Annotated in this window: 11 protein-coding genes; 8 read left to right on the top strand and 3 right to left on the bottom strand. The window is 69.3% G+C overall.

What is annotated here, in order from left to right; translation table 11 throughout:
- Window positions 1–9 precede the first annotated feature (9 nt).
- The 5 genes from folE to G4D87_RS25995 all read left to right on the top strand — a co-directional run bounded on the left by folE (window position 10) and on the right by G4D87_RS25995 (window position 5,701).
- Window positions 10–576, top strand: a complete 567-nt coding sequence (gene folE, locus G4D87_RS26015) for a GTP cyclohydrolase I (RefSeq protein ID WP_163785026.1) — start codon at window positions 10–12, stop codon at window positions 574–576.
- Window positions 573–1,997, top strand: a complete 1,425-nt coding sequence (locus tag G4D87_RS26010) for an FAD-binding oxidoreductase (protein WP_163785024.1) — start codon at window positions 573–575, stop codon at window positions 1,995–1,997. Before folE ends, G4D87_RS26010 begins: the two co-directional genes overlap by 4 nt.
- 200 nt (window positions 1,998–2,197) lie before the next feature.
- Window positions 2,198–2,947, top strand: a complete 750-nt coding sequence (locus G4D87_RS26005; protein ID WP_163785022.1) for a sigma-70 family RNA polymerase sigma factor — start codon at window positions 2,198–2,200, stop codon at window positions 2,945–2,947.
- A 97-nt stretch (window positions 2,948–3,044) separates the two neighbouring features.
- Window positions 3,045–3,842 carry a tetratricopeptide repeat protein gene (locus tag G4D87_RS26000; RefSeq protein ID WP_163785020.1) on the top strand — a complete coding sequence of 266 codons (798 nt, stop codon included), beginning with the start codon at window positions 3,045–3,047 and terminating at the stop codon, window positions 3,840–3,842.
- Window positions 3,839–5,701 (top strand): AMP-dependent synthetase/ligase, encoded by a 1,863-nt coding sequence (locus tag G4D87_RS25995; RefSeq protein WP_163785018.1) that lies wholly within the window; start codon window positions 3,839–3,841, stop codon window positions 5,699–5,701. Before G4D87_RS26000 ends, G4D87_RS25995 begins: the two co-directional genes overlap by 4 nt.
- A 126-nt stretch (window positions 5,702–5,827) precedes the next feature.
- Here G4D87_RS25995 and tatA read toward each other — a convergent pair whose 3' ends face one another.
- Together tatA and G4D87_RS25985 are read right to left on the bottom strand one after the other, a co-directional pair.
- On the bottom strand, window positions 5,828–6,106 hold the full coding sequence (tatA, locus tag G4D87_RS25990; protein WP_163785016.1) for a twin-arginine translocase TatA/TatE family subunit: 279 nt from the start codon (window positions 6,104–6,106) through the stop codon (window positions 5,828–5,830).
- Between the two features lie 42 nt (window positions 6,107–6,148).
- Window positions 6,149–7,174 (bottom strand): sensor histidine kinase, encoded by a 1,026-nt coding sequence (locus tag G4D87_RS25985; RefSeq protein ID WP_163785014.1) that lies wholly within the window; start codon window positions 7,172–7,174, stop codon window positions 6,149–6,151.
- 183 nt (window positions 7,175–7,357) lie between these two features.
- Between G4D87_RS25985 and G4D87_RS25980 the strand changes: the two genes are divergently transcribed.
- The 3 genes from G4D87_RS25980 to G4D87_RS25970 all read left to right on the top strand — a co-directional run bounded on the left by G4D87_RS25980 (window position 7,358) and on the right by G4D87_RS25970 (window position 9,430).
- Window positions 7,358–7,735 (top strand): response regulator, encoded by a 378-nt coding sequence (locus G4D87_RS25980; protein ID WP_163785012.1) that lies wholly within the window; start codon window positions 7,358–7,360, stop codon window positions 7,733–7,735.
- Between the two features lie 96 nt (window positions 7,736–7,831).
- The gene (locus G4D87_RS25975; RefSeq protein WP_163785011.1) at window positions 7,832–8,155 is read left to right on the top strand and encodes an SCP2 sterol-binding domain-containing protein; all 324 of its coding nucleotides are present in this window, start codon (window positions 7,832–7,834) and stop codon (window positions 8,153–8,155) included.
- A gap of 102 nt (window positions 8,156–8,257) precedes the next feature.
- Window positions 8,258–9,430, top strand: coding sequence for a CaiB/BaiF CoA transferase family protein (locus tag G4D87_RS25970; protein ID WP_163785009.1), 1,173 nt, complete (start codon window positions 8,258–8,260; stop codon window positions 9,428–9,430).
- On the opposite strand, the gene G4D87_RS25965 is transcribed toward G4D87_RS25970, so the two are convergent.
- Window positions 9,396–10,285, bottom strand: an 890-nt coding sequence (locus G4D87_RS25965) for a hypothetical protein (RefSeq protein WP_163785006.1), incomplete at its 5' end; no start/stop codon positions are given. The two genes, G4D87_RS25970 and G4D87_RS25965, sit on opposite strands and share 35 nt — an antisense overlap.

The following is a 10,285-nucleotide window of genomic DNA, read 5'->3' as shown; positions in this document are numbered from 1 at the left end:
GATAGGTGTATAAGAGACAGGGCGCGCGCCGTGGCGGACTTCCTGCGCGCCGCCGGCCTGAACCTCCAGGACATCCACCTGGCGGACACCCCCGAGCGCGTGGCCGAGGTCTGGACGGCCGAGTTCCTCGACGGCTACAGCCGCACCCCGGAGCAGGCGCTGGGGGAGACGTTCCCCGCGCCGCCGGGCTCCTCCGGCGAGCTGGTGGTGGTGACGGACCTGCGCTTCCACTCCATGTGTCCACACCACCTGCTGCCGCTCACCGGACGGGCCCACGTGGCCTACGTGCCGGGCAAGCGGGTGGTGGGCTTTGGCCGCCTGTCATCGCTGGTGGACTGCTTCGCGCACCGGCTCATCCTCCAGGAAGACCTGGCGCGGGAAGTGGCGCGCTCCCTGGCCCAGGTGCTGGGCAGCCCCGCCACCGCGTGCATCATCGAAGCGGAGCAGGCGTGCCTGCGCCTGCGCGGTGACAAGCAGCGCGACGCCGTCACCCACGCGGAGGCCTATGAAGGCACCCTGCGGCGTGACGGCCCCCTGCGCCGTGAGCTGTGGGCCCGGCTGGGAGCCCGGCGATGAGCACGCCCGTGCCCGGGCCTCGCGTGGCGCCCGAGAGCGTCTCCCGCGTGCGCGAGGCGCTGGCCGCCGTCCTGGCCCCGGAGCAGCTGCGCGGGGATGACGCCTCGCTGGCCGCCTATGCCCGGGATGAGTCCGACAGCGGCGTCCATGCGCCCGACCTCGTCGTCTTCCCCGCCGACACGCGGCAGGTGTCGGAGGTCTTCAAGGTGTGCGCGGCGCACGGCGTGCCCTTCACCCCTTGCGGCGCGCGGAGCGGCAAGAGTGGGGGCTCGCTGCCCCTGCACGGGGGGGTGGCGGTGAGCCTGGAGCGGATGAACCGCATCCTCTCCATCTCCCCGGAAGACCTCACCGCGGTGGTGCAGCCCGGCGTCATCACGGGTGACTTGATGAAGGCCGTGGAGGCGGTGGGGCTCTTCTATCCGCCGGACCCGAACTCCTGGGAGGTGTGCACGCTGGGCGGCAACGTGGCGGAGAACGCTGGCGGGCCTCGCGCGCTCAAATACGGTGTCACGCGGGACTACGTCATTGGCCTGGAGTGGGTCCTCCCGGACGGGGAGGTGGTGCGGGTGGGCCGGCGCACCATCAAGGGCGTGGCGGGGTATGACCTGGTGGGCCTCTTCGTCGGCTCGGAGGGCACGCTGGGGGTCGCCACCGAAATCACCGTTCAGCTCATCCCGCTGCCGCGCGAGGTGCTGACGGCCCTGGTGGTGTTTCCGTCCGTGCTGCACGCGGCGCGCGCCGTGTCCGCCGTGCTGGCCGCGGGCATCCTCCCGCGTTGCCTGGAGCTCATCGATGACGTGGCCCTGCGAGCGGTGAACGGCCGCGGCTTCCAGTTCCCCCCGGGCGCGGGCTCCGCCGTCATCGTGGAGGTGGATGGCAACGGCCGCGAGGGCCTGCTCGCTGAGCTGTCTCAATTGGGTGACATCTGTACCGCTCAGGGGGCCACCGAGACGCTGGTGGCCCAGGACGCCTCCCAGCGCGAGAAGCTCTGGGCCGCGCGCAGGGCGATTTCCCCAGCCCTCCGGACCCTCAAGCCTCACAAGATTTCCGAGGACATCGTCGTGCCCCGCTCCAGGATTCCCGAGGTCATCGAGCGCCTGAAGGCCCTGGGCGCCGAGCTGGGCCTCACCGTGGCCACCTATGGCCACGCGGGCGATGGGAACCTGCACGCCAACATCCTCTACGAGGGCGCCCACCAACGGCCGCTGGTGGAGGAAGCCCTGCGGCGCATGCTGGTGATGACAGTGGAACTGGGCGGTACGATCACAGGCGAGCACGGTGTGGGCCACGCGAAGCGGGAATATCTTTCGCTGGAGCAGTCCCCCGCGCTCATCGACTTGCAGCGCCGGCTCAAGGCCTTCTTCGATCCATCAGGGTTGCTCAATCCCTCGAAAATCTTCCCCGCGCCCAAGCGTTGTTGATGCGTGACCGGCGTGGCTCGTTTTTGTCCCGGCGTCGAGCGGCTTACCCTCCAAGTCATGGGAAGGGCTGGGAATGTCGCTCGAAATGCCGAATCGGACCTGGAATGAGAAACCCTTTCGCTCGTTGCGCGTCTTAGTTCCAGGTGGACGCGAGGCGGCGGAGGAGCGCGCGTCCGGCATCGAACGGAGGACGGGAAATCATGGCCAATTCGACGAAGTACGCAGCGGAGGGCCTGTCGCACTACCTTCGGAACCTGGGCGGGCACCAGCAGCTGACGCGTGAGCAGGAGTACGAGCTCGCGCGCCGCGCCCGCCAGGGTGACGAGTCCGCGCGGCAGACGCTCGCCAGCTCCAATCTGGCCTTCGTTGTCGCCGTGGCGAAGAAGTTCGCCAATCGCGGCGCACGCCTGGATGACCTCATCCAGGAGGGCAACGTCGGTCTCATGAAGTCGATCGAGCACTTCGATCCGAAGAAGAACGTGCGCTTCGCCACCTACGCCGTGTGGTGGATTCGCGCCTACATCACCCGGTACCTGAAGGACAACCGCAGCCAGGTACGCGGCGGTGAGGCCGAGCGCGGCAGCATGGTGGACTTCTCGCTGGACGCCACCATCGACGAGGACGGCGAGACGACCTTCCTCGACCGGCTGGAGGACAACGGCCCGTCGCCTCAGCAGGTGTTCCTGTCGCATGAGCAGGACACGGAGATTCAGGAGGCGCTCGCCAAGGTGCGCAAGCGCATCGGTGACCTGGGCTGGGACATCCTCACGGAGCGGCTGACGCAGGACAAGCCGCTGACGCTGGAGGAGCTGGGCCAGCGGTGGGGCGTGTCGCGTGAGCGCGTGCGTCAGGTGGAGCTGAAGACGAAGAACTTCCTCGAGCGCTACCTGCAAGCCTTCAACGAGAACGAGGAGCACCTGGGCGAGCTGGCCGCCGACGCGGCGGCATGAGCGGCCCTCCAGGGCGCTTCCCACCTGGGAAGGCGCGTCATCGGGGCGGGACGGACCGGGTCACTCCGGGCCGCTCCCGCCTCTTGTCGTTTGGCGGATGTTTGACCCGCCATGGTTTGCTAGCGGGCAAAAGCGCGTGCTAAGCCCGGCGCTTATGCGCTTGATTTCATTTGCTTTGAGCCTCCTTTTGAGCCTGCCTGCCTGGGGGGCCGAGGCCTCCCTGCTGTCCGAGCTTGACGGGCTGTACGCGAAGCGCGGTGAGCCCGGCGGGGAGAAGGCCTACGAGGGGGCCTTGAAGACGGCGCTGGACGCGGCGCCGGAGGACTACGAGCTTGTCTGGCGCAAGGCGCGCATCCTCCAGTGGCAGGCGGACGGGGCGGCCAACGAGAAGCTGAAGAAGGTGCTGGGCCGCCAGACGTGGGACTGGGGTGAGAAGGCGGTGAAGCTCAACCCCGCCCGGGTGGAGGGCCACTACTACGCGGCCACCGGCATCGGCGCGTACTCCCAGGCCGTGGGCATCATGAAGGCGCTGGGCGAGGGGCTCGAGGGCAAGTTCAACGAGCGGCTCGACAAGGCCATCCAGCTTGACGCGGACTATGACCGGGGCGCGCCGCTGCTGGCCAAGGGCCGCTACTACTACGAGCTGCCCTGGCCCAAGCGCGACCTGGCGAAGTCCGCCAGCCTCTACGAGAAGGCCATCGCGAAGCACCCGCGGATGCTGCGCGCCTACTACTTCCTGGCGGAGACGCTCCTCAAGGACGGCAAGGCGGAGAAGGCGCGCGAGGCCATTCAGAAGGTGAAGCAAGGCAGCATCGCGTACGACCCCGCGGAGGGGCGGCGCGTGCAGGAGTGGTCCAAGAAGGTCGAAGCCGATATCGAGAAGGAGCTCAGATGAGGGCAGAGAATCAGGTGGCGGTTCCCGCTGCCGCGGGGGGTGATGCGACGCTGGTCCAGCTGCTCATCCAGCGCGCGAAGAACGCGTCGACGGTGGGAGCATGCCACAAGAAGGACGGCCGCTGGCAGGACGTCACCTTCGCCCAGTTCCTGGACGAGGTGAAGGCGCTCTCCGCGGGCCTGGTGGCCCAGGGGGTGAAACCCGGGGACCGGGTGGCCATCTTCGCGAACACCAGCCTGCAGTGGCTCATCTGCGACGTGGCCATCAGCGCCGCGCAGGCCATCACCGTCCCCATCTACGCGTCCAACACGCCGGATGAGTGCCGGTACATCCTCAACCACTCCGAGACGACGCTCGTCTTCGTGGACAACGACGAGAAGGACGCCCGGCAGGCAGGCCGGCTCACGCGCCTTCGCCAGAAGCTGGCGGAGTGTCCGGCGCTCCGCCGCGTCATCGCCTTCGAGGGCCCCGTCGCTGGCGGCACCGAGCTGTCGCTCGCCGACGTCGTCGCCCAGGGCCGCACCGAGCACGCGGCCCGTCCGGACGACTTCGACGCGCGGGTGGCGGGCGTGAGCATGGAGGACACCGCCTCCATCATCTACACGTCCGGCACCACGGGTGACCCCAAGGGCGTCATCCTCACGCACCGGAACTGGGCCTTCGAGGCCAAGGCCGCCCAGTCGGTGGGGATGATGACGCCCGGCGACTCGGTGATGTTGTTCCTGCCGCTGGCGCACGTCTTCGCGCAGGTGGTGAAGGCGGCCTGGCTGAGCATGGGCTACCGGCTCATCGTCGCGGAGTCGGTGGACAAGCTGCTGGCCAACCTGGTGGAGACGCGCCCCACAGTGCTGCCGTCGGTGCCGCGCGTGTTCGAGAAGGTCTACAACAACGTGGTGGCCAACGGCTCGGCGGCCCCGGGCCTCAAGGGCCGGCTCTTCCGCTGGGCCTTCAAGCTGTTCGACGAGTACGTCGAGGCGCGCGGCCAGGGCCGCGAGTACGCCACCCTGGGCTTCGCGCTGGCGAAGAAGCTGGTGTTCTCCAAGGTGCACGCGGCCATCAGCGAGAAGCTGGGCGGCAACATGCGCGTGTTCATCTCCGGCGGCGCGCCCCTGGCCCCGAAGATTGGCTACTTCTTCGACCTGCTGGGCCTCAAGGTGCTGGAGGGCTACGGCCTGACGGAGACGTCCGCCGGCACCACCATCAACCGCGAGCACAAAATCAAGATTGGCAGCGTGGGCTCGCCCCTGCCGGGCATGGAGGTGATGATTGCCTCCGACGGCGAAATCCTCATCCGCGGCCCGTCCGTCATGAAGGGGTACTACAAGAACCCCGACGCCACGGCGGAGGCCATCGACGCGGAGAAGTGGTTCCACACCGGGGACATCGGCGAGCTGGACGCGGACAACTACCTGCGCATCACCGACCGCAAGAAGGACCTCATCGTCACCGCGGGCGGGAAGAACGTGGCGCCGCAGAACCTGGAGAACGCCCTCAAGACGCACGCCATCATCAGCCAGGCCATGGTGTACGGCGACAAGCGGCCGTACCTGGTGGTGCTCATCACCGTGTCGGAGGAGGGCGCGCGCAAGCTCCTGCAGGACCAGGGCGCCCCGGTGGGCACCTACGCGGAGAACGCCCGGCGTCCGGAGGTCCACGCGGCGGTGAAGGCCGCGGTGGATCAGCTCAACACGCAGCAGCCGCCCTACGCCACCCTCAAGCGCTTCACCGTGCTGGAGAACGACTTCAGCCAGGAGACGGCGGAGCTGACGCCCAAGCTCAGCGTGAAGCGGAAGGTCTGCACCCAGAAGTACAAGGCGCAGCTTGACCGGATGTACGAAGGCACCGCCGTGGTCGACTGAGGCTCACGCCACACACGGCCAAAAGCGAACGCCCGGCCCACCCCTTGTTCCAGGGGGCGGCTCGGGCGTTGCGGTTTCCGGGCACGGCTCACGTCCTGCCGGGCGGCACCGCCACCCGGCGGCGGCTCAGACGTGGCTGCTGGGCGTCTGGCTCTTGGCGACGTCGTTCTGCACGCCGGTGGCGCTGGAGAGCGAACCCGAGGCCTTCTTGTCCCCGGGGGCCGCCGCATCCTCGCCCTCACCGCCGAAGCCGCGCTTGAAGTTGCGGATCGCACTTCCCAGCGAAGAGCCCAGCTGTGGCAGGCGCGACGCTCCGAACAGGAGCAGCAGCACCCCCATGATCAGCAGGATTTCCATTCCCTTCAAACCCATCATTCGGCTCCTTCGCGAAGACGCCAGGAGCATACCGATGGCCGCCGCCGACCGCTAGCAAGACCGGCGGACGATTCAAGCCTGCATGGTTGCTGGAGAACCGAGCGCCGCGACGGGGGCCTGGGCCAGGGTGAGGAAGAGGGTGCTGCCGCCTCGGTCCGACTCGACGCCCACGCTGCCACCGTGCGCCTCCACCTCCTGCCGGGCCAGGTAGACGCGCAAGGGGTCCTCCAGCCGCTTCTCCCGGAAGGCGCGCTCCTCGCGCTGGAAGACGGCGGCGGCGTCCTCATCCGTCAGGGGCGCCCCGTCCCGGCGGACCTCCACGCGCACCCTGGGCGCGAAGTCGCGGAGGCCCAGGCGGATGACCTCGCCCGGCTGGGCGCGGGCCAGCTGGTACTGGATGAAGGACTCCACGGCGTGCTGGATGCGGGCCCCGTCCACGACGACCTCGGGCACCGCCTCCGCCGGGTTCAGGTCCAACACGAGCGCCACCTGGGCCGCCGTGGCCGCGGCGCGCTGCCGCTCCACCGCCGCGTCCAGCAGGGGCAGCAGGGACTGGCGCTCCTGCTCACAGGGCAGGGAGCCCAGGTCCGCCCGGCTGGCGTCGAAGAAGTCCTGCGAGAAGGCCAGCGAGCGGTCCGCGTTGCGGAGGATGGTCTCCAGGCCCCGCTGCACCTTGGCCTCCAGGGGCACGCGGCCGTTGAGCAGCAGGGCCGCGTACGAGCGCACGTTGGCCAGCGAGCCGCGCAGGTCATGCGACGCCATGGACAGGTAGCGCACCCGCCGGCGCACCCCGGCCTCATCCCACGCCAGGGGCGAGGTCCACAGCAGCACCGCGCCGTCCTCCAGCGTCTCCTCGCCCGCCATCAGCACCTGGCCGTCCCGCTCCCAGAGGCTCCCGCTACCGGAGCGCCGCTGGAAGCCCGCCACCGCCATGAGCTCCGGCAGGGAGCCCACGCGGCTGGGGAGCGCCTCCAGCCCCAGCTGCTCCAGCAGGGAGCGGCCGAGCAGGCGCGGGCCGCCTCCACGAGGCAGCAGCAGAAGCCCGGGTGCCGCCATGTCGCCTGCCTTCAGCTCCCCCACGCTCGCCACGTTCCACACCCCCAGTCCCTCAGGTCACGGAAAGGGTGGGCAGTGACTGTCGGTTTTGCAACGTGGACCCATGTCCGGCGGCGTGGGCGCATTTTCTTGCGCGGCCGTGTGGGAGGATGGTTGAAGAATCCCAGCGACGCACCTCGGGAGACGGCTCTGACCTTGCACAATGCGCAACATGCGAGGGCCCCGGTGGTCCTGGTCGTTGATGACGACCCGGACATCCTGGAAGCCCTTTCAGAGATTCTGGAAGCCGAAGGCTTCGAAATCCGCCGGGCGCGGAACGGGAAGGAGGCGTTGGACCGGCTCGAACCCGAACCGCCCAACCTCATCCTGTTGGACCTGATGATGCCGGTGATGGACGGTTGGGAGTTCGCCCAGCGGATGCGGCAGCTGCCGCCCGAGGTGGCGCGCATCCCCCTCATCGTCCTGAGCGCGGACCGCAATGTGGGCAGCAAGGCCTCCGACATCGGCGCGGTGGGCCATCTGGCGAAGCCGTTCGAACTCAACGACTTGTTGGACATGGTTCGCCGCTCGCTGAATCCCGCCGCCGCGTCCACCAGCGCGTGACAGATGCCGCATCCGTGTCTTGACCTGTCAGGGGGGCGCCATTACGGTCCCCCTGTCTTTGATTTTCAAATCAACGATCAGGCCAAGGAGTGTGTCGTGAGCGCGAAGGACATCATCGAGAACCAGATTCCGGAGACCCTCAAGGCGAAGCCGGAGCTGGCGAAGGAACTCAACGCCGTCATCGTCTTCGACGTGTCGGGTGAGGGTGGCGGGAAGTGGACGCTGGACGCCACCAAGACGGAGAACTGGGTGTCCGAGGGTGCGGCCGAGAACCCGAAGATGACCATCTCCGTGAGCAACGACGACTTCGTGAAGATTCGCGAGAAGAAGCTCAACGCGCAGATGGCGGCCATGCAGGGCAAGCTGAAGTTCAAGCCCATGGACATGGGCCTCGCGATGAAGCTCGCGAAGCTGCTCTGAGACGCCGCCCGCTGGCTTCCGTCGCACGCGGCGCGTCTCCTTCACAGGGACGCGCCGCGGTCGTTTCCACACCCCTGACGCGCAGCATCCGAGGAATGTCCCATGTCGTCACTCCCGCTCACGGGCCTACGCGTGCTGGATTTGTCGCGCCTGCTGCCTGGCCCCTACGCCACCCTGGTGCTGGCCGACCTGGGCGCCACCGTGGACAAGGTGGAGGAGCCGGAGGGCGGGGACTCTGTCCGCCAGATGCCGCCCCTGCGGGACGACGTCAGCGGCCTGTTCTACGGCCTCAACCGGAACAAGCGCTCCCTGACGCTGAACCTGAAGCAGCCCGAGGGCCGCGAGGCGCTGAAGCGGCTGGCACGCCACTACGACGTGCTGGTGGAGAGCTTCCGGCCCGGGGTCATGGACAAGCTGGGCGTGGGCGAGTCCGTGCTGCGCGCGCAGAACCCCCGGCTCATCTACTGCGCCATCTCCGGCTACGGGCAGACGGGGCCGGACCGGCTGAAGGCGGGGCACGACTTGAACTACGCGGCCCGCGCCGGCCTGCTGGGCTACGGCGGTGAGTCCGGCGGCGCGCCCGCCTTTCCCGGCGTGCAGATGGGCGACATTGGCGGCGGCAGCCTCTTCGCGCTGGTGGGCATCCTGGCGGCGCTGCACGAGCGCGAGCGCACGGGGCAGGGGCGCTTCGTGGACGTGTCCATGACGGACGGCGCGCTGGCCTTCCTGCACATGCACCTGGCGTCGCGCCTCTACATGGGGACGCAGGGCGCCGCCCTTCAGCGAGGCACGGAGGCGCTCAACGGCGGCTACGCGTGCTACGGCCTGTACCGCACGGCGGATGACCGGTGGCTCGCGGTGGGCGCGCTGGAGCCCAAGTTCTTCGCGGGCGTGTGTGAGCGGCTGGGGCGCCCGGAGCTGCTGGAGGACGTCTACGCCCCGGGCGAGCCCGGCGCGCGCGTGAAGGCGGAGCTGACGCGCCTGTTCGCCGAGCACCCGCTGGCGTACTGGCAGGAGCGCTTCGCGGGCTCGGACTTGTGCATCGAGGCGGTGGCGGAGGGGGACGACGTGCTGAAGGACGCGCAGCTCCAGGCCCGAGGCCTCTTCGTAGAGGCGGAGGACGCGGTGCTGGGCCGCAAGGTGACGCACCTGCTGACGCCGCTGCGCATGGGCGAGACGCCGCTGCGCGCGCCGCCCGCGTTGGGGCAGCACTCGCGGGAGATTCTGGAGGAGGCGGGCTTCACAGCGCAGGACCTCGCTCGGCTGGGGCACTGACGGCGGGCGCGCGCCACAGGGCCTCGCCGTGCGCGGCGTGGCAGGTGTCGCCCAGCAAATCCAGCGCGAGCTGCGGCTGCCGCTCGGCCAGCGCCTGCCACCCGTCGAAGGCGCCACCGGCGTCCAGCCGGCGCACGGTGTGCTCCAGCGCCGTGCGCGCCCGCTCCACCGTCTGCTGCTGGGCCTTCGTGGGGCGCCACCCGGTGTCGTCGCGGTAGCGCCCGAGCGTCTCCAGCAGGTGGCCCTGGAACTTCAGCATCTGCACCAGCAAGGGCAGCCGGTGCGCGAACGGCGCGTTGGCCAGGGCCGCCTCGTACTGCCTTCCTTCCGAGTCCAGTCGGTACAGCAGCACGTCCACCTGCGCGTCCAGCCGCTTGCGCCACGCCTTGCGCACGGAGGCATGCCGGGCCCAGCCCGCCACGGCCTGGAAGTAGTGAAGCCCGCCGCACGGGTGGGCGTAGATGCCCTGCTTGCGCTTGGGGACCTGCGGTTTCCGCTCGCGCATCGCCACGGCCAGCTCGGCCTGGGCGGCTTCGAGTGTGGCGAGCGCGTCCCGCATCACCGTGTCGATGTGGACCGTCCTGCCCTCGCTGTTGCGGAACGTGGCGCCGGGCTCCAGCGCCAGGGACAGGGCGTCCAGCGCCCAGGCGCCCTCGGGATTGGCCGTGAGCGATGGGCGGAAGTCGAGCTGCAGCTGCTTCACCAGCGCCTGCACCAGGACGGGGCCCCAGGACGCGTTGAAGCGGTGGCGCGCCGGGTAGCCCGCGCGCAGCAGGCTCTTGAGCTGCAGGGCGGGGTGGGGCTCCACCGGCGTGCCGTTGGCGGCTCGGGTGTCGAAGTAGAGCCGCCAACGGC

The sequence above is a fragment of the Myxococcus vastator genome (assembly GCF_010894475.1).
GTDB lineage: Bacteria > Myxococcota > Myxococcia > Myxococcales > Myxococcaceae > Myxococcus > Myxococcus vastator.
This window is presented reverse-complemented; position numbering and strand designations above follow the sequence as displayed.

Coding starts and splice junctions, on each gene's coding strand:
- G4D87_RS26010 (WP_163785024.1), top strand. CDS start 573: ATGAGCACGCCCGTGCCCGGGCCTCGCGTGGCGCCCGAGAGCGTCTCC.
- G4D87_RS26005 (WP_163785022.1), top strand. CDS start 2,198: ATGGCCAATTCGACGAAGTACGCAGCGGAGGGCCTGTCGCACTACCTT.
- G4D87_RS26000 (WP_163785020.1), top strand. CDS start 3,045: ATGTTTGACCCGCCATGGTTTGCTAGCGGGCAAAAGCGCGTGCTAAGC.
- tatA (WP_163785016.1), bottom strand. CDS start 6,106: ATGCTCCTGGCGTCTTCGCGAAGGAGCCGAATGATGGGTTTGAAGGGA.
- G4D87_RS25970 (WP_163785009.1), top strand. CDS start 8,258: ATGTCGTCACTCCCGCTCACGGGCCTACGCGTGCTGGATTTGTCGCGC.
- G4D87_RS25995 (WP_163785018.1), top strand. CDS start 3,839: ATGAGGGCAGAGAATCAGGTGGCGGTTCCCGCTGCCGCGGGGGGTGAT.